This is a genomic window from Pseudohaemophilus paraphrohaemolyticus, assembly GCF_003253115.1.
Classification (GTDB): domain Bacteria; phylum Pseudomonadota; class Gammaproteobacteria; order Enterobacterales; family Pasteurellaceae; genus Haemophilus_A; species Haemophilus_A paraphrohaemolyticus_A.
In genome coordinates, this window is the sequence record NZ_QEQF01000006.1 from 73,746 (window position 1) to 94,194 (window position 20,449).

Annotated in this window: 24 protein-coding genes; 6 read left to right on the forward strand and 18 right to left on the reverse strand. The window is 42.7% G+C overall.

Annotation, left to right across the window (positions count from 1 at the left end):
• Nucleotides 1–51 precede the first annotated feature (51 nt).
• The 4 genes from DPV92_RS06890 to DPV92_RS06905 all read left to right on the forward strand — a co-directional run bounded on the left by DPV92_RS06890 (nucleotide 52) and on the right by DPV92_RS06905 (nucleotide 4,091).
• The gene (locus DPV92_RS06890) at nucleotides 52–1,497 is read left to right on the forward strand and encodes a sulfatase-like hydrolase/transferase (RefSeq protein ID WP_111354236.1); all 1,446 of its coding nucleotides are present in this window, start codon (nucleotides 52–54) and stop codon (nucleotides 1,495–1,497) included.
• A gap of 14 nt (nucleotides 1,498–1,511) precedes the next feature.
• Nucleotides 1,512–2,096, forward strand: coding sequence for a Crp/Fnr family transcriptional regulator (locus DPV92_RS06895; protein ID WP_111354237.1), 585 nt, complete (start codon nucleotides 1,512–1,514; stop codon nucleotides 2,094–2,096).
• 8 nt (nucleotides 2,097–2,104) lie between these two features.
• On the forward strand, nucleotides 2,105–3,217 hold the full coding sequence (locus tag DPV92_RS06900) for an anaerobic sulfatase maturase (protein ID WP_111354238.1): 1,113 nt from the start codon (nucleotides 2,105–2,107) through the stop codon (nucleotides 3,215–3,217).
• Between the two features lie 79 nt (nucleotides 3,218–3,296).
• Nucleotides 3,297–4,091 (forward strand): D-hexose-6-phosphate mutarotase, encoded by a 795-nt coding sequence (locus DPV92_RS06905; protein WP_111354239.1) that lies wholly within the window; start codon nucleotides 3,297–3,299, stop codon nucleotides 4,089–4,091.
• A gap of 183 nt (nucleotides 4,092–4,274) precedes the next feature.
• On the opposite strand, the gene epmA is transcribed toward DPV92_RS06905, so the two are convergent.
• The 17 genes from epmA to rsmG form a co-directional block, all read right to left on the reverse strand.
• Entirely contained in the window at nucleotides 4,275–5,258 is a 984-nt protein-coding gene (gene epmA, locus DPV92_RS06910) for an elongation factor P--(R)-beta-lysine ligase (RefSeq protein ID WP_111354240.1), read from the reverse strand.
• A gap of 120 nt (nucleotides 5,259–5,378) precedes the next feature.
• On the reverse strand, nucleotides 5,379–5,606 hold the full coding sequence (locus tag DPV92_RS06915; protein WP_111354241.1) for a lactate dehydrogenase: 228 nt from the start codon (nucleotides 5,604–5,606) through the stop codon (nucleotides 5,379–5,381).
• Nucleotides 5,607–5,779: 173 nt separating this feature from the next.
• Complete coding sequence (locus DPV92_RS06920) at nucleotides 5,780–6,613, reverse strand: urease accessory protein UreD (RefSeq protein WP_111354242.1); 834 nt, start codon at nucleotides 6,611–6,613, stop codon at nucleotides 5,780–5,782.
• A gap of 46 nt (nucleotides 6,614–6,659) precedes the next feature.
• Entirely contained in the window at nucleotides 6,660–7,295 is a 636-nt protein-coding gene (ureG, locus tag DPV92_RS06925; protein ID WP_105878871.1) for an urease accessory protein UreG, read from the reverse strand.
• Nucleotides 7,296–7,380: 85 nt separating this feature from the next.
• Entirely contained in the window at nucleotides 7,381–8,088 is a 708-nt protein-coding gene (locus tag DPV92_RS06930) for an urease accessory protein UreF (RefSeq protein WP_111354243.1), read from the reverse strand.
• The gene (ureE, locus tag DPV92_RS06935; RefSeq protein ID WP_111354244.1) at nucleotides 8,073–8,630 is read right to left on the reverse strand and encodes an urease accessory protein UreE; all 558 of its coding nucleotides are present in this window, start codon (nucleotides 8,628–8,630) and stop codon (nucleotides 8,073–8,075) included. Before ureE ends, DPV92_RS06930 begins: the two co-directional genes overlap by 16 nt.
• A gap of 359 nt (nucleotides 8,631–8,989) precedes the next feature.
• Nucleotides 8,990–9,610 (reverse strand): glutathione S-transferase, encoded by a 621-nt coding sequence (locus DPV92_RS06940; protein ID WP_111354245.1) that lies wholly within the window; start codon nucleotides 9,608–9,610, stop codon nucleotides 8,990–8,992.
• Between the two features lie 37 nt (nucleotides 9,611–9,647).
• The gene (gene ureC / locus DPV92_RS06945) at nucleotides 9,648–11,366 is read right to left on the reverse strand and encodes an urease subunit alpha (RefSeq protein WP_111354246.1); all 1,719 of its coding nucleotides are present in this window, start codon (nucleotides 11,364–11,366) and stop codon (nucleotides 9,648–9,650) included.
• An 11-nt stretch (nucleotides 11,367–11,377) separates the two neighbouring features.
• Nucleotides 11,378–11,683, reverse strand: coding sequence for an urease subunit beta (gene ureB, locus DPV92_RS06950; RefSeq protein ID WP_111354247.1), 306 nt, complete (start codon nucleotides 11,681–11,683; stop codon nucleotides 11,378–11,380).
• 22 nt (nucleotides 11,684–11,705) lie between these two features.
• Entirely contained in the window at nucleotides 11,706–12,008 is a 303-nt protein-coding gene (gene ureA / locus DPV92_RS06955) for an urease subunit gamma (protein WP_111354248.1), read from the reverse strand.
• Nucleotides 12,009–12,075: 67 nt separating this feature from the next.
• Nucleotides 12,076–12,981, reverse strand: a complete 906-nt coding sequence (locus tag DPV92_RS06960; protein WP_111354249.1) for an urea transporter — start codon at nucleotides 12,979–12,981, stop codon at nucleotides 12,076–12,078.
• A gap of 79 nt (nucleotides 12,982–13,060) precedes the next feature.
• Nucleotides 13,061–13,681, reverse strand: coding sequence for an energy-coupling factor ABC transporter ATP-binding protein (locus DPV92_RS06965; protein ID WP_111354250.1), 621 nt, complete (start codon nucleotides 13,679–13,681; stop codon nucleotides 13,061–13,063).
• Nucleotides 13,682–13,688: 7 nt separating this feature from the next.
• Nucleotides 13,689–14,288 carry an energy-coupling factor transporter transmembrane component T family protein gene (locus tag DPV92_RS06970; RefSeq protein WP_111354272.1) on the reverse strand — a complete coding sequence of 200 codons (600 nt, stop codon included), beginning with the start codon at nucleotides 14,286–14,288 and terminating at the stop codon, nucleotides 13,689–13,691.
• A 1-nt stretch (nucleotide 14,289) separates the two neighbouring features.
• Nucleotides 14,290–14,895 (reverse strand): cobalt transporter CbiM, encoded by a 606-nt coding sequence (gene cbiM, locus DPV92_RS06975; protein ID WP_111354251.1) that lies wholly within the window; start codon nucleotides 14,893–14,895, stop codon nucleotides 14,290–14,292.
• Complete coding sequence (locus DPV92_RS06980) at nucleotides 14,895–15,359, reverse strand: carboxypeptidase regulatory-like domain-containing protein (RefSeq protein ID WP_111354273.1); 465 nt, start codon at nucleotides 15,357–15,359, stop codon at nucleotides 14,895–14,897. The genes cbiM and DPV92_RS06980 overlap by 1 nt, the downstream gene beginning before the upstream one ends.
• 13 nt (nucleotides 15,360–15,372) lie before the next feature.
• Nucleotides 15,373–16,077: a DUF4198 domain-containing protein gene (locus tag DPV92_RS06985; protein WP_111354252.1), complete on the reverse strand. Its 705-nt coding sequence runs from the start codon at nucleotides 16,075–16,077 to the stop codon at nucleotides 15,373–15,375.
• Nucleotides 16,078–16,235: 158 nt separating this feature from the next.
• Nucleotides 16,236–16,850, reverse strand: a complete 615-nt coding sequence (gene rsmG, locus DPV92_RS06990; protein ID WP_111354253.1) for a 16S rRNA (guanine(527)-N(7))-methyltransferase RsmG — start codon at nucleotides 16,848–16,850, stop codon at nucleotides 16,236–16,238.
• Nucleotides 16,851–17,067: 217 nt separating this feature from the next.
• On the opposite strand from rsmG, the gene DPV92_RS06995 reads away from it, so the two are divergent.
• Complete coding sequence (locus tag DPV92_RS06995; protein WP_005708345.1) at nucleotides 17,068–17,469, forward strand: hypothetical protein; 402 nt, start codon at nucleotides 17,068–17,070, stop codon at nucleotides 17,467–17,469.
• A 90-nt stretch (nucleotides 17,470–17,559) separates the two neighbouring features.
• Here DPV92_RS06995 and mnmG read toward each other — a convergent pair whose 3' ends face one another.
• Nucleotides 17,560–19,452, reverse strand: a complete 1,893-nt coding sequence (gene mnmG / locus DPV92_RS07000) for a tRNA uridine-5-carboxymethylaminomethyl(34) synthesis enzyme MnmG (protein ID WP_111354254.1) — start codon at nucleotides 19,450–19,452, stop codon at nucleotides 17,560–17,562.
• A gap of 452 nt (nucleotides 19,453–19,904) precedes the next feature.
• On the opposite strand from mnmG, the gene DPV92_RS07005 reads away from it, so the two are divergent.
• A complete protein-coding gene (locus DPV92_RS07005; protein ID WP_111354255.1) occupies nucleotides 19,905–20,378 on the forward strand; it encodes a YchJ family protein in 474 nt (157 codons plus the stop codon).
• Nucleotides 20,379–20,449: the final 71 nt, after the last annotated feature.

The window sequence follows — 20,449 nt, forward strand, 5'->3', positions numbered from 1 at the left end:
GCGTGCGTGAATTTTTCAAATTCACACACTCTACAGAGTAATGGAGATATTATGAACATTCTTTACATTCTTTTAGACCAAATCCGCAAAGATATGCTGGGGGCGTATGGTCATCAAATTGTGAAAACCCCGAATATCGACCGTCTAGCCAAGGAAGGCTTGCGGTTTAACAACGCTTTTACACCTGCATCGGTTTGTGGGCCTGCTCGTACTTCACTTTTTACGGGCTTAATGCCTTCCACACACGGGATTATTCGTAACGGTGAAAAAGGCGGCACGGGTGAGATTTCTCAATCAGCCCCAAACATCGGCAAACTAGAAGGCTACAACACCTATGTGGTGGGAAAATGGCACGTTGGCACCAAATCTGTGCCTGAAGATTATGGCATTCAAGGGCATAATTTTGACGGCTACGGCTACCCTGGTAGTGGCGTGTATAAAAACCTTGTGTTTAACCAACCGCCAACCCACTCTAACCGCTATAAAGAGTGGCTGGAAGAAAAAGGCTATGAAATCCCAGAAGTGAGTAATGCCTATTTTGGCGACAACCCACACTTACGCGTGCAAGAGCTTTGTGGCTTACTTTCTGGCACTAAAGAGCAAACCATTCCGTATTTCATTATTGATGAAGCGAAAAAATATATCGGGCAATCTTTAGCGGAAGGCAAACCGTTTTTTGCGTGGATCAACTTCTGGGGCCCGCACACACCGTGCATTGTGCCAGAGCCTTATTACTCTATGTATCGCAAAGAAGATGTGGTGCTAGATGAGAGCTTTTTTAAACCGCTTGAAGGCAAACCGAACCACTACCGCACCATTTCTAAAATGTGGGGAATGTGGGAAGCCAGCGAAGACCACTGGAAAGAAGTAATTACCAAATTCTGGGGCTACATTACCTTGATTGATGATGCCATTGGCGAACTATTCGCTTTCCTTGAAGAAAAAGGCATTTACGACAGCAGCTTCATTGTTGCCACCGCTGACCACGGCGATGCGATGGGGGCACATCGAATGATTGAAAAAGGCGAATTTATGTTCGATACCACTTACAACATTCCGATGATTATTAAAGACCCAAATTCCAATCGCAGCAATCAGCAAGATGATAACCTTGTCTATTTGCACGATTTGACTTCTACGGTGTATGATTTAGCCCAACAGCCAATCCCAACCACCTTTGAAGGCGAAAGCATTTTGCCGATTGTGCGTGAACATCAAGACAACCAACGCAAAGGCGTGTTAGCTCAACTTGCAGGGCATTTTGTCTATTTTGAACAACGTATGTGGCACCGTAAAGATTACAAATTGGTGTTCAACGCTTCCGACGTAGGCGAGCTTTACGATGTGAAAAACGACCCTGCGGAAATGCACAATCTCTTCTACAAACCCGAATATAAAGCGGTTAAGAAAGAGATGTTGGAGGAAATGCACGCGGAAATGGTGCGGTTAAAAGATCCATTGGAGAATTGGGTTTATCGTATTATTAATGAAATTTAACGCACGGAGTATTTATGGAAAAAGACCCGATTAAACCTACCGAACTCAACCACTGCCAACTTACGGCACTACGCTTACTCACCAAAGGCACAACCGTTTATGAACAAGGCGAAACCGCACACGGTTTTTACTATGTTTCCTCAGGTTTAATCGGGCTTTTTCACACTCTTGAAAATGGCAAAGAGAGCCTTGTTCGACTCTATTCCCACGGCGATTATTTTGGCTTTCGCACCCTGTTTGACGAACGAGATCCGCACTATCACTGCAACGCTAAAGTGCTTATCGAAGCCGAGTTAATTCATATCACGCCTGAAGTCAGTTCCACGTTCTTCCAACATAACCCACAAATGAATTTGTATTTGCTGCAAATTCTTGCTGATGAACTACGCGAAGCAGAGCAACGCTTAGCAAAAAGTGCCTATCTTCGCACCCTTGATCGCATCATCGACAGCCTCGATTTTTTCACCCAACACTTCCCAGATTACAACTGGACCTACCGTGAAATCGCTGAATATGCCGGCTGTGAAACCGAAACCGCCATTCGCATAGTCAAAGCCTTGGAACAAAAAGGGGCGTTTAAACGCCATAAAGCCAAATAGGAGCGAAAATGACCGCACATTTCCACCTAATGGCAAAACCCAGTAGCTTCCACTGCAACATTCAGTGTGAATACTGCTTCTACTTGGAGAAAGAGGCACAATTCGGGCATCACGCCCCGTTTATGTCGAAAGAAACGCTCAAAAATTACGTACAAAATTACATTGATTCTCACGCAGGCAATCGGGTGGAATTTGCGTGGCAAGGGGGAGAACCGACGCTTTTAGGCTTGGATTTCTACAAGCAAGCGGTCGAATTTCAGCAACAATTTGCCAACGGCAAGCAGATCACTAACGCTTTTCAAACCAACGGCATAGCCTTAAATCAGCAATGGGCAGATTTTTTCCGTGAAAACCACTTTCTGATTGGCTTATCCATCGACGGCTTAAGCGCGGTGCATAACCGCTACCGTATTTCAGGCAACGGCAACCCAACCTTTGAAAAAGTGGTGAAAGCCTTAGAATTACTGAAAAAAAACGAAGTGGAATTTAACACACTGACGGTGGTGAACGATCAAAATTGGCAGAAAGGGCGGGAAACTTACCAAGCTCTTAAACAGATCGGCTCGCGTTATATGCAGTTTATCCCGATTGTAGAACGCCCCTCGAACACTTCAGAAGTCACAGATTTCTCCGTACCACCGCAAGGATTTGGACAATTTCTGTTTGATGTATTTCAAGAGTGGCATTCATACGATGTCGGCAAAATTTATGTTTCCACCTTTGATAATTTGCTCGGGCAGTGGCTAGGCTACCCGTCCACTACCTGCGTACATCAACCCACTTGTGGCCAATCGTTAGTCACAGAAGCCAACGGTGATGTGTATGCCTGCGACCACTTTGTTTACTCCGAATATAAAATCGGTAACCTCAACCAACAATCATTGGCTGAGATTGTAGCTTCAACCAAGCAACAACAATTTGGCTTAGATAAAAACACCAAGCTCACGACGCTCTGCAAGCGGTGTGAATTTAAAAAACTTTGCAATGGCGGCTGCCCAAAACATCGGTTCATTCCAATAGAAAATGATCCGAATTTACACAATTACCTCTGCCCTTCGTACCGCTATTTTTTTGAAAAAACCATGCCGTATATGCAGGAGCTGGCAAGAAAAATACGTTAAAAAAAACAATATGATCATCTCACCGTTGTAGGGGCTAATATGATTAGTCCTTACAAGAAATAATAAAAAGGATCTAAAAATGAACTTAGCTAATTCTCTTTACCTTATTCAACAAAATGAAATACCAGTGATTGAACTCGATCATCCCGTCGGAAACGCCAGAATCGCCCTCCAAGGTGCGCAATTGTTAAGTTGGCAACCTCGCCATGCAGAACACGATATTTTTTGGCTTAGCCCTATTGAGCCATTCAAACGAGGTGTCGCTATTCGTGGGGGCGTACCAATTTGCTATCCTTGGTTTGGCACCGCAAAACAGCCAGCCCACGGCACAGCCCGCTTACAATTTTGGACACTTAGCGATTACGATATTCAGGATAAACAAGTCATATTAAATTTCTCACTATTTGATGAGCATCAGATAATCCAAGCTCACATTCAAATGACATTCAGCGAAAAACTCCGACTTGAATTTACCCATTATGGGCAAGATCCTGCTCAAATTGCACTACATAGCTATTTCAATTTAAGTCAAATTGAGAATGTAGAAGTGCAAAACTTGCCTATGACTGCGTTCGATAAACTCACCGATCAACAAATTAAATTGCCTACTACTCGTCAAATTCAACAAGGTGTGGATTGTATTTATCCTTATATTGGTAAAAACTCAATAATTTCCGACCGCTTGTGGGAGCGGAATATTGAGATCGACCACCAAAACGCCGACAGCATCGTGCTTTGGAACCCGTGGGACACTCCACCAAGTGCAATGCAACCGAACGATTACCAACATATGGTCTGTGTCGAAACCGCCCGCCTACATCAGTTGCTCAGTTTTAAACAGCAATTGGCAGTGGAGATTTCCGTAGTGAAATAAAGACAAATTAAGAAATTATGGGGTATTATCAGAACAAATGAATGATGAGGCGATATTGTTGATGTCTAGTCATTTTGAGCCTCATATAGAAGGGATTAAACTAAATACGTTAGTCATCATGTAATGAAAGTACAAGCGGTGTTTTTTGTAAAAAACTTGCAAATACCACCGCTTGTTTGTTCACTATGCACTCTCCACACTAAACGCCATCACATCACGAATATGCTCCGCGTCAAGTGCAATCATCACTAAGCGATCGACCCCCAGTGCCACGCCAGAGCAATTGGGCATTCCTGCTTCAAGGGAGGCGAGGAAGCGGGTATCTAAGGCTTGTGGTGGCAAACCTATTTTTTCGCGTTCGACATTATCCGCATTAAAACGGCGGATTTGTTCTTTAGCATCGTCTAGCTCGTGGAAACCGTTGGCAAGCTCCAGACCTTTGTAATAGAACTCAAAACGTTCAGCTACGCGGTGATCTTCGCTACTCACTTGAGCCAGAGCCGCCTGAGTGGATGGGAAGTGATAAACTGCTGTTGGACGCTCTTTACCGATGTTTGCCTCTACCACTTCGCTAAAGAGGAACTGCAGCAACGTATCACGATTTTCGTCTTCTTGGCATTGTAAGCCGTATTTGCGAGCTTTTTCAACCAGTTGGGCTTTGGTGGCAGAAAGAGGATCTAACCCAACATAAGTCTGGAACACGAATTGATAGCTGAAAGACTCGGCGGGTTCACAGTCTAAAATTTCTTGCAATAAATCATCCACTTCATTGATTAAGCGGTACATATCAAAATACGGTCTATACCATTCCAGCATCGTAAATTCAGGATTGTGCCGTTTGCCCGTTTCTTCATTGCGGAATACCTTACAAAGCTGATAAATTGCTCCTGAACCTGCTGCGAGCAGACGTTTCATATGATATTCGGGACTGGTCATTAAATAGAGCGGTTTGGCTTCGTGTTCAAAAGGCGAAAGGAATTGAGTTTGAAAAGTCGATAGATGAACATCGGTGACCGAAAATTCACTCAAAACAGGGGTTTCGACTTCTAACACGCCTCGATCTGCGAAGAACTGGCGGATATTTTTCATTATCTTCGCACGTTTGAGCAAGTTTTCAATCGGAGCGGTTGGTTGCCATTTTACTTGGCTTAAATCGGTGGGAGTCATTGTTTTCTAAGTTGTTTTCTAAAATTGGCTTAGAGTAAACCAGTGAGCTTTGTATTTCAAGCGAGAAAATGCACCACTTGTAAAACAAAACCACCCGAAAGTGGTTTTAGAAAAATGAAATTATTTAGCTTTCTTTTGCTTTAACGCCTGCCAAATATAATAAATATTCGCACCCGCCACGAGGGTATTTAAAAACGCCACTGGGTAAGTTGGGAGCAATAAGCCGTAAATCACAAAACCAATTGCCCCGAAGGTGTTGATGGTGCGTAGTATTACCACATCTTTCATAAAAAACGAGCTGGCAACAAGAATAGACGCCACGTAGCCCAAAATTTCAATCATATCCATTTTCTGTCCTATTTGATTGAGTAAAAATTCAAAGTATGCGTATTCTACACGCTCTTTTCTTGTTTGTCGGTAAGTGTTTGAAAAGCAAAGGTTTGCGTGAAAAAAAATTTACAAAAAAGCCCTGCAAATTTTCCATTTGCAAGGCTATTAGTATTTTTAACCGCTTGTAATAATCATATTTGCGATAAGAATTCTATACTTTTCAGTTGCTTGCCAATTTTTTTAAACAACAGCTGAATCGTCTCCGCTCGGTGTCCTAGCACGCGCACCATCAAACCACTTTCATTCAGCAGCGAAATGCCAAGCAGAAGATCTTTCTCATCGGCAAATTGATGCTGCAAAGCTTGTACCTGTTGTTTGATTTCCGCATTGCTTTTCGCCAAATTCAGATAAGTGAGCGAACCTTGATGAGAATAATTTTCCATCTGGCTCAAAGCGGTGAGGTTCATTTTCGATGGCCACCATTGAATACAATCGCTGACAAGCGGTCGTTTTTTGCCGTCGTTTTGCAAAACATAAATCTTCAAATGAGAGGAAAACTGACGAAAGGCAAAACGTTCGCCATTCAACACTCGCCCAATTGCTACGATTTCACCGTAAATCAGCTCGCTTTGTTCGCCCATTTCAATCTGGGTTTGCTGCTTGAAAGCGGAATCTTTATGCAACACCAACGGATGCGGCAAATAGAATAAACGACTGTTTTCCGCAAGCGAAATATGGGTTGTCTGCATCGCACTCTCGCCTTCATTCATCGCCTGCACGCGAGTAAATGCCTGCGTATTGAGCGAAAGAGCGGTCGATTTTGCCAATGAAATTTCAATATCTAACACATCGCCCGCGAGCACTCCCGGGGAGGATGACATCTGCATCGCATTCAAGCCATTCGTCCACGCATCACCGTAACTTGGCAACGTTATCACTTTAAAAGGTGGCGTCACAAAGTATTCAGCTAGCTGGGTTTTGCCGCTTTGGGAAAGTTTGGTGGAAAGTTTGAGAATACTATTCATAGTCTTTTCAATTTAGAATTCCCTCCTTTAAAAAGAGGGATTATTCTTATCTCACTAATGCCTTGGGTTCTTCCACATTCTTCAACAATGCATATTTTTCAATCCAACCGATCACGCCATCAAGATTTTCTTTTTTCATCAAATTAGTGAAGATAAACGGCTGACCATTGCGCATACGGCGGGCATCGCGTTCCATAATACTTAAATCGGCCCCCACAAACGGAGCAAGATCGGTTTTATTAATGACTAACAAATCTGAACGAGTGATACCTGGTCCACCTTTACGAGGGATTTTTTCGCCTTGAGCCACGTCGATCACGAAAATCGTCACGTCTGCCAAATCTGGGCTGAACGTCGCCGAGAGATTATCGCCGCCCGATTCGATGAAAACAATTTCCACGTCTGGGAAACGTGCAACCATTTCATCTACTGCTTCTAAGTTCATAGACGCATCTTCACGAATTGCTGTATGTGGGCAACCGCCCGTTTCTACCCCCATAATACGCTCTGGCGGAAGTAAGCTATTTTTCGTTAAAAATTCCGCATCTTCTTGGGTGTAAATATCGTTAGTAATGACTGCCACGCTATATTTACTCGCTATTTCGCGAGTGAGTTTTTCAATTAACGCCGTTTTGCCTGCGCCAACAGGGCCTGCAACGCCAATTTTAATGTAGTTACGCATAATGTTCCTTTTGGGTTGATTATCGTAGAGGTTCATTCTTATCACCTCTGCAATATGTAAAAATTCAATAAAAAAATGACCGCTCTTACGACATATAAAGTCGCGTATAAAGCACTTCGTGCTGCATCGAGCGGATGTCATTTGCGAGTGTTGCAGCCCCCAGCCAATCAAGATTCGGCTCCAGGCTTAATTCCACCGCTTGCACAAGCGAGCCTCGCAAGTCAAACAGAATATCTTGCCCATCCATTTGGCTGAGAGGAATTAGCTTCACGCCGTTAGTGATCGCACCGACTGCTGCGTTGTAGTAGAACGCATAGAGCGTATCGGCTTTGCTAAGCCCCATCGCTTGCGCAACCATAGCAAACACAATCGGAAAATAGCCCTGCACGCGTTTTTCGGCAATCGCTTGTTGGTAAGTCGTGAGCAGCGTATGTGTTTCATAGCGAATAAAAATTTTCAGCAATCGTACGCCGAGTTTGAAACTCCCTTCACGACTTTCGCGTGCCACTTTGGTGGCGGAAAGTTGCCAATCCAGCTCACACAAGCGGTCAAAATTACCCTCATTCATTGCATCGAAGGCAAGGGAAAGATATGCCCCGTCGTTGTAAATCCAGTTTTGTAAAAGCTGGGTTTGCACATACTCTTCGAGAGTTGTTTTAGTCGAAACAACACCTTGCTGGACGAAGGTTTCTAAGCCATTAGAGTGGTTAAATCCACCAATCGGCAAGGTGGGATCGACCAAGTGCAACAACGCACCTAAATCCGTTAAAGAGCGGTTTAATGTTGATGCCAATTGCCGTCTCCGTGATGATGATAACCGTGATGATCGTGCGAATGGCTATGTGAATGCCCATGCCCTTGTGCAGAATTTGCTCGTAATGCTTGGCTTAAACGGCGTTCCGCTTTTTGAGGATGAAATCCCGCCGCTTGTAACCATTCAAACATTGGCTTATCGTAAGGCAATGTTACTTCATCGCCATCTAAAAAGAGCGGTGAATGTTTATTACCGATTTCATAACAGGCTCGAGCCATTTCAGGTAAAGTTTTCGGCGAAAGCACAATGACTTCGCTTGGCAAGATTTCGATCACAATCGCCAACTCATCACTGATAAACACCACATCATCGTGTTTTAAACGTTGCCCTTCTTTTAGCAAGCGAAAGGCAACTTCGCGCCCCGTATCAGTGGTTTTACGCAGAATATTGCGTTCACTTTCATACCACTGCAATGCCACACGTTCAATGGTTTGATGTGCAATTTTGCCTTCAATTTGAAGGCTAGTTAAATCGCCCAAAATGGTATCCATAATGGGCAAAATGGGGTTGAGGATTTTCATTTTTGTATTACTTATTTTCTTCGCTAATTAAGGCTGCCAAATCTCCCCTTCCCCTCTTTGCTAAAGAGGGGATTTTCCTTATAAATTTGCTGTCATCTGACTAATTTATATTTACCATATCAAAGTAAAACAATGATATAAAACCTCGCTCATTCCTTCCCCTCTTTGCTAAAGAGGGGATTTTCCTTATAAATTTGCTGTCATCTGACTAATTTATATTTGCCATATCAAAGTAGAACAATGATATAAAATCTCGCCCGTTCTTTCCCCTCTTTAGCAAAGAGGGGGAGGGGAGATTTGGCAGAAGAAAATACGGAGAAATTAGATTATTTAGACCAGTTTCGTGACGCAAAAAATGGTTACAAAGTAGGAGTTGTCTCGCTTAAAACCTCATATTTTTCATTCATCTCTGCCGCCCAAGCGGTTAAATTTGGAAATTCTTTTGCAAGATCTAATCCAATTCTTTCCGCTCTAAATAAGAACCAATCAATGACTGCAACCGCCGTTAACGTACCAATGTTTAATTCCGTGCCAAACGCTTTTAAATCTTGCTCAAGTCTTGCAAAACTTTGACGATTACGTTCGGTTAGTTGTTGATGGCGAACTGTCCACCATTCACTTTCAGGGCGAAGCATTTTTTCAGCCATCATCGGCACGGTGTTTTCCATAATGCCATCGGCTAAATTATGCAACGCTAACGCGGCCCAACGTGGCTTGCCGCTTTCTGGAATGAGTTTAGGCTCTACCTTGCCTTTTTGGTCGAGATATTCGCAAATGAGCAAACTGCCATAAAGCCAATTACCACAATTACGTTCTAATGCTGGCACTCTACCCAGAGGATTTGCCTGATTATGCGGAGAGCTTGCATCAAATGATGAACCAATTTTAATCAGTTCTATTTTGTCTAAGAGTTGTTGATATTTCAACGTTACCAGCACTTTACGCACATACGGGCTAGTGGTGGAGTACCAAAGTTTCATTGTAAATTCTCCTTAAAATTTGACAGCTCTTTTCTGATTAGAACATAAAATATCGTTGTCCCAATGGCACCGTATCCACAGGTTCGCAAGTAATGAGTTCACCATCTACACGCACTTCGTAGCGTTCTGGATCCACCTTAATTTCAGGTGTTGCATTGTTGTGAACGAGATCTTTTTTACCCACGCTGCGGCAGCCTTTCACGGCAATGGTTTCTTTGTATAAACCAAACTTCGCACGAATATCGGCTTTTTCAGCGGCTTGTGAAACGAAGAATACTGCAGTTTGTGCCGTTGCTAAGCCTTGTGCGCCGTACATTGGGCGGTAGAATACAGGTTGCGGAGTTGGAATTGAGGCATTAGGGTCACCCATTTTGGCGTAGCTAATAAAGCCTTTTTTAATCACAACTTCGGGTTTTACGCCAAAGAACATCGGTTTCCATAACACGATGTCCGCAATTTTGCCCACTTCTAATGAACCAATATGATCCGCAATACCATGAGCAATTGCTGGATTGATGGTGTATTTCGCAATGTAGCGTTTAATGCGGAAGTTATCGTTTCCTTCATTGCCTAGCTCGCCACGTTGCATTTTCATTTTATCTGCGGTTTGCCATGTACGAATAACGACTTCACCAATACGTCCCATTGCTTGAGAGTCTGAACTCATAATGGAGAATACGCCCATATCGTGCAAGATGTCTTCCGCTGCAATGGTTTCTGGGCGGATACGGCTATCGGCAAATGCGACGTCTTCTGGTACGCGTTTATCTAAGTGATGGCAAACCATTAACATATCTAAATGCTCATCAATAGTATTTTTGGTAAACGGACGAGTCGGGTTGGTTGAAGCCGGTAATACGTTTGGATACATCGCTGCTTTAATGATATCTGGCGCATGGCCGCCACCCGCACCTTCCGTGTGGAAGGTGTGAATGACACGTCCATCAATCGCTTTCATCGTATCTTCTAAGAAGCCACTTTCATTTAACGTGTCGGTATGAATTGCCACTTGAATGTCCATTTCATCTGCCACTTTTAAGGCAGAATCAATTACTGCAGGCGTTGCGCCCCAGTCTTCATGGATTTTTAAACCTAATGCACCCGCTTCAATTTGTTCACGTAGCGGGTCTAAAGTTGAACAGTTTCCTTTACCAAAAAAGCCCACATTGACTGGTAAAGCCTCTGCCGCTTGGAACATACGCTCCATATACCAAGCGCCTGGCGTACAAGTGGTCGCGTGTGTACCGTCAGCAGGGCCAGTTCCGCCGCCAATTAATGTGGTAACACCGCTTTCAATCGCATGTTGTGCTTGTTGAGGGCAAATAAAGTGAATGTGGGTATCAATACCGCCAGCGGTCGCAATTAAATGTGCGCCATTATGTACTTCCGTGCTAGCACCGATAATCATATTTGGCGAGACGTTATCCATAGTGTCAGGATTGCCCGCTTGTCCGATGCCCGCAATACGACCATCGCGAATACCAATATCAGCTTTGATAATGCCTAATTTCGCATCAATAATCATCACGTTAGTGATCACAAAATCCAATACATTTGGATTATCGCGAGTTGCGGTACCGCTTTGTGCCATGCCATCACGCACGCTTTTACCGCCACCAAATTTACACTCATCACCTTTGGTTAATAAATCTTGTTCAATGGTTGCCCATAAATTGGTATCGCCTAAACGGACTTTATCGCCAACGGTTGGGCCATAAGTTGCTACATATTGCGCTCTTGAAATTGTTAATGCCATCTTGCCCTACCTTATAATTTGCCATCAATTTGATTATGGAAGCCGTAAATGGTTTGTGAACCACCAAAAGCGACTAATTCTACTGATTTCACTTCACCTGGTTCAAAACGTACTGCGTTGCCAGATGGAACATTTAAGCGCATTCCGCGCGCTAAAGTGCGGTCAAATTTAAGGGCATTATTGGTTTCAAAGAAATGGTAATGGGAACCGACTTGGATTGGACGGTCGCCTGAATTGGTTACTTCGATTTTTACGGTTTTTCTGCCGACATTAGCGAGAATATCGCCTTCGGCTAATTGGTATTCGCCTGGGATCATAGTATTTAAATCCTTCTATTTTTTATCTAATCGGATTATGCACGGTAACAAGTTTTGTACCATCTGGGAAAGTGGCTTCAATCTGAACTTCATGAACCATTTCTGCAACGCCTTCCATGACATCATCAACGGTTAAAAGTGTTGAGCCATATTGCATCACTTCAGCCACGCTCATTCCGTCTCTTGCTGCCTCTTGTAAATAGCTCGCAATATAAGCAATGGTTTCTGGATAATTTAATTTAACGCCTCTCGCTTTACGTTTTGCTGCCAGTTCACCGGCTAAAAAGAGCATGAGTTTCTCTTGTTCTCTTGATGTTAAGTGCATATCGTTGTCCTTCTATTATGATTTGCAAAAAGTTGTGAAAATTATACCGCTTGCACGGTTGTTTGTGTTAAGGATTAAGCCATTTCAACCATTTTTCTTTATTGATATCAACCTTTTCAATCTTCGATTTCATCCATAAAATCAGCCAACTGGCGAGGATAAAACCAATGGTGTAAGGCGCGATGCCAAGGACGGAAAAGCCAAATTGGATTAACACCGCAAGCAAAGTGCCAACTAAGATATAAAAAAAGTGGCACAACCGTTCGCCCGCAAAGGCGCAGGCAACCAAAATTGGTGAAAAGCCGTATAAGCCGTTGGCAAGATTATTGTGTCCAACCGCCAATAAATGATGGGCAAATGCTGTTCCCAATACTGCGGCAGCCATACCGTACATAGCCGCCATGGGGGAGCTAATCGCGATTGCCACGAACAGCAACCCCCCCGTAATTACGCTTGAGCCGAAATTGACTTCCGCCCATGCGTAGAGTGGGCTTTGAATGGCATTAAAAGTATCAGTGTAATCGGATAACTCAGGTGTAGTTTGTTCCAAACCAAAGAGTTGAAATTTGGCAGTGAGAAAACAAAGTAACCAGCAAGTTAGAACGAATGGGAAGGTGAACGCCACTTTTCGGCGTTGTAAAAAAGCGCGCATTATCAACGTAGCGACAACGGAAGCCAGAATACCCCACAGCCACAACAGAGGGCTCTTTGCACTCTCTTCTCCGAAGGTAAACATCACGCACATAAAGGCGAGTGAGCTATTAAAGCCGAATAACCCTTGTTGAATTTGTCTGATCGGGTATTTTAATGCACGTGCGGTCAGCGTACCGACCAACGAGCCGAGAAAACACGCCACGCCAAGCGTCCAATGGCTAAAAAACATTGCGACCGTAATCACGAGTCCCGTTAATCCGTTTTCCTGCAGAAAGATCTGCCCAATACCTGTGAATGTTTCTTTAATGGGTGTTTGCATAACGTCCTCGTTTTTGTTGTTTTAAGAATTCTTCACATACTTTTTTCTTTCCTTCCGTTTGCAGAGGGAGGAAATGCGATCATAAACAAATCACCTCGTCCGCCAACGCCTCACTAAACGCCAAATCGTGGCTAGCGATCAGCATAGGCAACTCCAACGCTTGCAATAAAGCAGTCAGTTTTGCTTTGTTTTTTGCATCCAGCCCGTTGGTGGGTTCGTCTAACAGCAACATTTTCGGTTGCATAGCCAGCACGCCCGCCAAGGCGGTAAAATTTTTCTCTCCGCCTGAAAGTAAGTTCACGGGGCGATCTTTCAAATGCACAATGCCCAAGCGTTCCAGTTGCACCAAGGCGATTTGATAGGCTTCCGCCTTGCTTTTGCCTTGATTGAGACAGCCGAATGCAACATCATCTAGCACCGTTGGTCCAAACAGTTGGTCGTCAGCTTGTTGAAAGCAGATCCCGACTATGCCACGCAACGGCATAAAATCCGCTTCTTGGCGGCAGCTTTTACCAAACCAGTTGATATCGCCCGAATGCAGCGGCACAAAGCCAAGCAAGGCTAGCAATAGCGTTGATTTGCCCGTGCCAATTTCACCTTGCAAAACGAATTTTTGCTGGTCGGTAATTGAAAAAGTTAAGTCAGAAATCACCGCTTGTTGGTTGCGGTGAAGGGTTAAGTGATTGACGTTGAGTACCATTTTTTTATTAAAGTTTAAATCCCCTCGCCTTCATCGCCATTTCCGCTTTTTCGGCTTTGAGCATCGCATGAATCAGCAACAGAGCTACCCGTTGGGCATAGACTTTCATCGTAAACAGGTTAAATTTTGGCTGAAACCCGCGGGCTTTCATTGCCATATCCATTTTTTGATTGAGTTCCGCCAGCAGAGAAATATAACGCACACTTAAAATAAACAGATGAATGAGCTTTTTCGGCAGCGGTAATTTGGCGATGGCTTGCACTAAAATAGTGTCAGTAATATGGTGCAAAAACAGCCAAGTCGACAGCACAATCAGGTTCATTCGAAGTGTAATCAAAATCGCGAGATTTATCCCATTTTCATTCCAGCTCAGCCCATTTTCGCCTATTTTCCAGCTTAAAGTTGCCCACAGTAGCACAGAAAAAAAGTTAAACTTCAGCCAGCGTTTCAGCAAATGTTTCGGCTGATGACTATGCAAAAAACAGACGGCAAACAGCACGCAAGCGGTTAAAATTGCCAGTAGTTTTACCGATGTCAGGCTACTGACAATCACACCAAACAGGCAAGCATAAACTATGCGATAGTGTGGCTCGAACCATTTTTTCACATTACTCACGATGCAATGTCTCTGGCATCATTTTAGCAAGGGTGAGCAACACCCCCACGCTAATCAGGCTATCAACCACAAATACGGGCAAGTGAGAGACGATGAGTAGCCCAATGAGATCAGCATACTGCTTACCACCATCCATCGCCAATACCAGAGAGGCAATCAGTGCGGAACCACCAACACCGAGCACACCAGCCAAAATACCTGCAGAAATTAACCGCTTGCGGGTAAGTTCTCTTAGTAGCGCTCGGCTCAAATAATGCATTACCAACGCAGGCAACGCCATAATGCAGAGGTTCACGCCTAACACGGAGAAACCGCCGAAGGAGAAAAGCAAAGCTTGCAACGCCAAAGCAATCAAGAAGGCTGGAAACACCGTCCAACCGAGGAAAATGCCTGCCACGCCATTTAAAATCAAGTGAACGCTACCGATGCCTACGGGAATGTGGATGGTACTTGCCACGAAAAAAGCGGAGGCAAACAGCGCGGTGAGCGACAAGCGGTCGGATTTCAGCTGTTTTAAGCCTATCGCCATTCCAACTATCGCCACTGCAGCACCGACTAACAAGGTACTACTGTGCAACACGCCTTCAGATAAATGCATTATTGCCCCTTCCTTGTTTTCAGCAGAGTAATAGCCCCAAAAATACCGAGAATATAACCAATGCCACCGAAAATATCTCGCCAGTAGATCTTATCTCTAAGCTGAGAGATCTCTTCTCGCAACAGTTGAATTTCTTGGCTAGAAACCTCTTGAGCCTGCATTTTCGTTACTTGCGTTTCCGCCCGATGCCCTTCCATTCCCTCAATAATCACATTGAATGTGCCCTCTTGATTAAACGGCAAATTGAACCGTCCTTCACGGTCGGTTTTACCATAAACCACTGGGTCAGTTTCGCCCTGTTTCACTGCTTCCACATAAGTATCCACTGCAGGAGTCTGGTCGGAATAATAGGCCTTACCCGAAATCGCCACGCCATCATATTGAGCGGTAATGTGCAATGCGTGAGCAACAGTATTTGCAGAAAATAGGAGAAAAATGACCGCTTGTAAGAGTTTGTTTATCATCGATTTTATAGAATTATGGTACATCAAAGGTCAGCATATATTCATAAGAACGATCAGAATAATCAGGATTGCCTGCCACTTTTTCCTCGAATTCCGCCCACACTTTATTAAAGCCTTGGGTTGGGATAAATTGAGTTATTCCTTGTGCATTTGAAAGATTAAAAGGCTGATCTTCCCCTAATCCTACTTTAATGCCTTGAACAGGTTTACCTTGTTTTAAAACCAAAATATCGAGAACTTTACCTGCCTCAGGTTTAGAAAGTGGAACGAGCTCGTAGTCCATATGATGATATTTCATCGCATCATCATCCCATTTCACAATCGATTTACTTAATTTAATCGGGTTAATCGAAAACTCCGCATTAGGTACTTCTCGCTTCGTTTTCTCAACATATTTGCCACTAGGCAATTTAGACCAAATTCCATTGTTAAATAAGGTGTAATAAATTTTGGCTCCTTTATCACCAACAACTGCTTCCCCTTTATCACCTTGTTTCGCATTAAATTCAAACGTAGTGTCCTGAACTTTCCCTTGTTCATCAATATATCTCACTCGTTTTAATTTTGCTTGAGGATAAAACTCAGTTTGTTCGTGTCCAAATTTGACAACATAACGTTGAATTCCGCCCGTATTTGATTCGGGTTCTAACCAGACATTGTGAGCCGAAGCCACACTAGAGAAAAGTAAAGTTGCGATAAGCGTAGATGTCAATTTCATTGATAAAAATCCTCCTAGTGACAGACATTGATGGGAATTATTACTTAGTTTTTTTAACTTTTGAAATTAGATATTTTTATCATTAAATAAAGTTAGATGAAGGGAAATAAGCGGTCTAGTCTTACCTAAATTTTGCCAAATCATACCACTTCAAATATCTATTTTTTTGCCAATACAACTAAATGACGTTCACCAACTAACTCTGGTACTTGAAGCTTAATTACATCTAGTTGTTTTACAGGTTGGTTGATTTCAGCAACCTCTTCAGGCTGATATTGTCCTTTTAAGGCATAAAAACGACCGCTTGCGTTTGGCAAGTGGTAACACCAATTAACCATATCATTCAGGCTAGCAAATGCTCTGCTTAACACACCATCAAATTGTTTCTCTTGATATTCTTCGACACGACTTAGCACAGGAGTTACGTTAGTTAATTTCAACTCTCGCACCGCATTTTTGATAAAAGTAATGCGTTTGCCTAGGCTATCCAGCAGTGTGAATTGTTTATCAGAATTGATGATTGCCAGCGGAATCCCTGGCAAACCAGGGCCTGTGCCAACATCAATAAATTGGTTACCATCAAGATGCTGGCTGACTACAAGGCTGTCCATAATATGCTTGACTAACATCTCTTCAGGATCACGCACAGAGGTAAGGTTATACGCTTTATTCCATTTATCTAAAAGTTTAACAAAATCAATCAGTTGCTGTTTTTGTTGTTCGCTAATTTCAATCTTCGCTTGGCTAAGCAAGCGGTCTAGTTTTTGGTTCATTCTGCTATTTCCTACGTTTTATCTCTATTCTACTGTGAAAAATAATACCGAACAATTTTATTTATATTAAACAAAATGCCTTTTATTTTGGGATCTTAACTTTTAGGATGTTATCTATGCTGGCTATATTTCATTTTTTATATAGGAACTTTATTTCATTAACATGTTCTAATTATGTGCCCATAAATTATGGGTAATTAATAAAGAGGATTTTATAATGAAATTTGTTAAATTTTTACCAGCACTTGCTACCGTTATTATCGCATTACCAACCTATGCAAAAGCAGCTCCAACGGTAACAGATAAAACGGTTGTTTATTCTTGCAATAAGAAAACTGTCACTGCAGTATATCAATTCGAAAACCAAGAACCTACTGGCGCAATGGTTAGTATTGGTAACAAAATTATCGCAAAAGATTTCACTCGTGATAAATCACAATCAGATTTTACGAGCTTTACTTCAGGTAAGTATGTGTGGAATGTTGATAGCGGTTTAACTTTAGACACGTTTGATTCTGTTTTCCCAGTTAATCTAGTTCAGAAAGGTAAAAATAGCGACCAAATCATCATAAAAAACTGCGATATCAATGCTAAAGCAACCAAAAAAGCGAATCTATAATTTTAATTAGATTAGCCTTTATCTTAGCCCTACTTATTCGTAGGGCTTTTTATTGCAAGGCTTAGACTTTATCTAAACCTTACTTCTTACTTACAGTTCACCGCGTTTAAGCATTCCCTGTTTTTTCAAGTTCACTAGCAAGATTGAAATGGCAGCAGGGGTAATGCCTGAAATACGACTTGCTTGACCAATCGTCACAGGGCGATGTTGCATCAATTTCGCTCGCACCTCATTCGATAAACTTTCTACTTTGTCGTAGTCAAATTCCGCTGGGATCGCAGTATTTTCGTGGCGTTTATGGCGCTCGATCTCTTGATATTGATGTTCAATATAGCCTTGATATTTAATCGAGATTTCCACCTGCTCAGCCGCTTCTTTATCTTCAATCGCTGGGGCAAAAGGTGCGATTTGGGTTAAAATTTCATAGCTCACTTCAGGGCGACGGATTAAATCTTCACCGCTTGCTTCGCGCGTTAATGGGCTGTTAAGCATCGTATTTAACTCATCTAAATTCGCCATTTGCACGTGTGCCCACGTCTGTTTAAGACGGCTGCGCTCTTTCTCTATGTTTTCCATTTTCTCATTAAAACGAGCCCAACGAGCTTCATCAATTAAGCCTAAATCATGTGCTATTGGCGTTAAACGCATATCGGCATTATCTTCACGCAATAATAAACGATATTCAGCACGAGAGGTAAATACACGGTATGGCTCTTTGGTGCCAAGCGTACAGAGATCATCCACCAATACGCCCGTATAAGCGAGATCGCGAGTTGGATACCACGCCTCTTTGCCTTGCACTTGAAGTGCAGCGTTAATACCAGCTAATAAACCTTGTGCTGCCGCTTCTTCGTAACCTGTGGTGCCGTTGATTTGTCCCGCAAAGAATAAGCCTTCCACTGCTTTGGTTTCAAGCGTTGGTTTAAGATCGCGAGGGTCAAAATAATCGTATTCAATCGCATAACCTGGTTTAATGATCCGCACATTCTCTAAACCTTTCATTGAGTGCACGATCCCCATTTGTACGTCGAATGGTAAGCTGGTTGAGATCCCATTAGGGTAAACTTCAATCGTACTTAAACCTTCAGGTTCAAGGTAGATTTGGTGACTATTACGATCGCTAAAGCGCATCACTTTATCTTCAATCGATGGACAATAGCGAGGGCCTACGCCTTCAATGATGCCTGTATACATCGGGCTACGATCAAGGCTATTTCGGATTAAATCGTGCGTCTGTTCATTGGTATGGGTGATGTAGCACGGAATTTGACGAGGGTGCATTTCACTATTGCCCATAAATGACATCACAGGTAATTGCGTATCTCCATGTTGTTTAGCCAAGACATCAAAATTGATGGTGCGAGCATCTAAACGCGGTGGCGTTCCTGTTTTTAAGCGATCAACACGTAAGTTTAGATCGCGTAAACGCTGTGCTAAGGTAGTTGCTGCAGGATCGCCTGCTCGGCCGCCTTCGTAGTTATCCAAACCGATGTGGATCTTACCCGCTAAAAAAGTGCCTGCGGTTAAAATGACGCTACGTGCTTTGAAGGTTAAACCCATTTTGGTTACTGCACCACAAGCACGGTTATTTTCGATTAAAATATCAACGACTTCTTGTTGGAAAATATCTAAATTTAGCTGATTTTCAAGTGTGGTTCGGATGGCTTGGCGGTAAAGTACACGGTCTGCTTGTGCACGGGTTGCACGCACCGCAGGACCTTTTGAGCTATTTAAGGTGCGGAATTGGATCCCAGCTTTATCGGTTGCCAATGCCATAATTCCGCCCATGGCATCGATCTCTTTGACCAAATGCCCTTTACCAATCCCACCAATCGCAGGGTTACACGACATCTGCCCTAAGGTATCTACATTATGCGTTAAAAGTAAGGTTTTTAGCCCCATCCGAGCGGGCGCAAGGGCAGCTTCGGTACCCGCATGACCGCCACCAACCACGATTACATCATAAATTTCATTGTAAATCATATCTAACCTATTTTTATTTTATCTGTATTAAGGATGATCATTTTACCTTAAAATCAAATGATCAGGAAAAGCATTTTTCGATCGTAAAATGCTCACGATTTGCTTTTTGAGATCGCTAATAGAATAAAAGATCTTTATATAAAGAGATCTTTATTATTATAATTATTAGCAAAGCACATTTTTGCGAACAAACCTATTTTCTTACGTTAGATCAATGGGTTAAGTGCGATCAAAACCTTTTAAGATCGTCTTTTTAAAGAAAGAATATGTTGTGGATAATTATAGTGGTTATCCACAAGAAAAATTTCATTAAAAGTTACTCAAACAAAGATCTCACCTTATTTCGGATTTAATCACAAGGTTATCCACAACAGGGTTGTCACGCTTTTTATGTTTATTTGCTGATTTTTTATCTTATTACACATCATCATATTTAGATAACGGGTTAATTTATGATAAATCGAACTTCTCTTTGCCCTTGCCAATCAGGCAAACCTTATCTTGATTGCTGCCAGCCTTTCCATTTACATCAAGCTGTTCCTGATACGGCGGAAAAACTCATGCGTTCTCGCTATGCGGCTTATACCTTGGTGAATATTCCTTATATTGTGGAAACTACCGTACCTGCTCAACAGGCATTGTTAGATCAGCCAGCAATGCAACTATGGGGCGAGGAAACTGATTGGGCAGGCTTGGAAATCATTGCACATCAACCATTTGTATCGAAAATACATAGTTGGGTTGAGTTTAAAGCCTTCTTTAATACTGAAAATGGTATTGAGGCACATCACGAGCGTTCGCTTTTTGTCTTGATTGGTGAACGTTGGTATTTTGTTGATCCGACTGTGCCCTTACCAACGCAAAAACAGCCTTGTGTATGCGGCTCGGGCAAAAAATTTAAGCACTGTTGTGGGGCTTGGCTATAACTTATTCCTTTTAGTTATTTGCAAGCGGTCTAATTTGCCCGTAAATTTGCAAAAAAGTTATTTTGTTTAAA

Excerpts from the sequence above, each read along its gene's own strand:
- DPV92_RS06980 (WP_111354273.1), bottom strand. The coding sequence starts at position 15,359 with ATGATAAACAAACTCTTACAAGCGGTCATTTTTCTCCTATTTTCTGCA.
- DPV92_RS06920 (WP_111354242.1), bottom strand. The coding sequence starts at position 6,613 with ATGAATAGTATTCTCAAACTTTCCACCAAACTTTCCCAAAGCGGCAAA.
- DPV92_RS06895 (WP_111354237.1), top strand. The coding sequence starts at position 1,512 with ATGGAAAAAGACCCGATTAAACCTACCGAACTCAACCACTGCCAACTT.
- DPV92_RS06960 (WP_111354249.1), bottom strand. The coding sequence starts at position 12,981 with ATGCAAACACCCATTAAAGAAACATTCACAGGTATTGGGCAGATCTTT.
- mnmG (WP_111354254.1), bottom strand. The coding sequence starts at position 19,452 with ATGATTTACAATGAAATTTATGATGTAATCGTGGTTGGTGGCGGTCAT.
- cbiM (WP_111354251.1), bottom strand. The coding sequence starts at position 14,895 with ATGCATTTATCTGAAGGCGTGTTGCACAGTAGTACCTTGTTAGTCGGT.
- ureC (WP_111354246.1), bottom strand. The coding sequence starts at position 11,366 with ATGGCATTAACAATTTCAAGAGCGCAATATGTAGCAACTTATGGCCCA.
- ureG (WP_105878871.1), bottom strand. The coding sequence starts at position 7,295 with ATGCGTAACTACATTAAAATTGGCGTTGCAGGCCCTGTTGGCGCAGGC.
- DPV92_RS06940 (WP_111354245.1), bottom strand. The coding sequence starts at position 9,610 with ATGAAACTTTGGTACTCCACCACTAGCCCGTATGTGCGTAAAGTGCTG.
- DPV92_RS06900 (WP_111354238.1), top strand. The coding sequence starts at position 2,105 with ATGACCGCACATTTCCACCTAATGGCAAAACCCAGTAGCTTCCACTGC.
- DPV92_RS06995 (WP_005708345.1), top strand. The coding sequence starts at position 17,068 with ATGAAATTTGTTAAATTTTTACCAGCACTTGCTACCGTTATTATCGCA.
- DPV92_RS06890 (WP_111354236.1), top strand. The coding sequence starts at position 52 with ATGAACATTCTTTACATTCTTTTAGACCAAATCCGCAAAGATATGCTG.
- DPV92_RS06965 (WP_111354250.1), bottom strand. The coding sequence starts at position 13,681 with ATGGTACTCAACGTCAATCACTTAACCCTTCACCGCAACCAACAAGCG.
- ureB (WP_111354247.1), bottom strand. The coding sequence starts at position 11,683 with ATGATCCCAGGCGAATACCAATTAGCCGAAGGCGATATTCTCGCTAAT.
- DPV92_RS06905 (WP_111354239.1), top strand. The coding sequence starts at position 3,297 with ATGAACTTAGCTAATTCTCTTTACCTTATTCAACAAAATGAAATACCA.
- rsmG (WP_111354253.1), bottom strand. The coding sequence starts at position 16,850 with ATGAACCAAAAACTAGACCGCTTGCTTAGCCAAGCGAAGATTGAAATT.
- epmA (WP_111354240.1), bottom strand. The coding sequence starts at position 5,258 with ATGACTCCCACCGATTTAAGCCAAGTAAAATGGCAACCAACCGCTCCG.
- ureA (WP_111354248.1), bottom strand. The coding sequence starts at position 12,008 with ATGCACTTAACATCAAGAGAACAAGAGAAACTCATGCTCTTTTTAGCC.
- ureE (WP_111354244.1), bottom strand. The coding sequence starts at position 8,630 with ATGAAAATCCTCAACCCCATTTTGCCCATTATGGATACCATTTTGGGC.
- DPV92_RS07005 (WP_111354255.1), top strand. The coding sequence starts at position 19,905 with ATGATAAATCGAACTTCTCTTTGCCCTTGCCAATCAGGCAAACCTTAT.
- DPV92_RS06985 (WP_111354252.1), bottom strand. The coding sequence starts at position 16,077 with ATGAAATTGACATCTACGCTTATCGCAACTTTACTTTTCTCTAGTGTG.
- DPV92_RS06915 (WP_111354241.1), bottom strand. The coding sequence starts at position 5,606 with ATGGATATGATTGAAATTTTGGGCTACGTGGCGTCTATTCTTGTTGCC.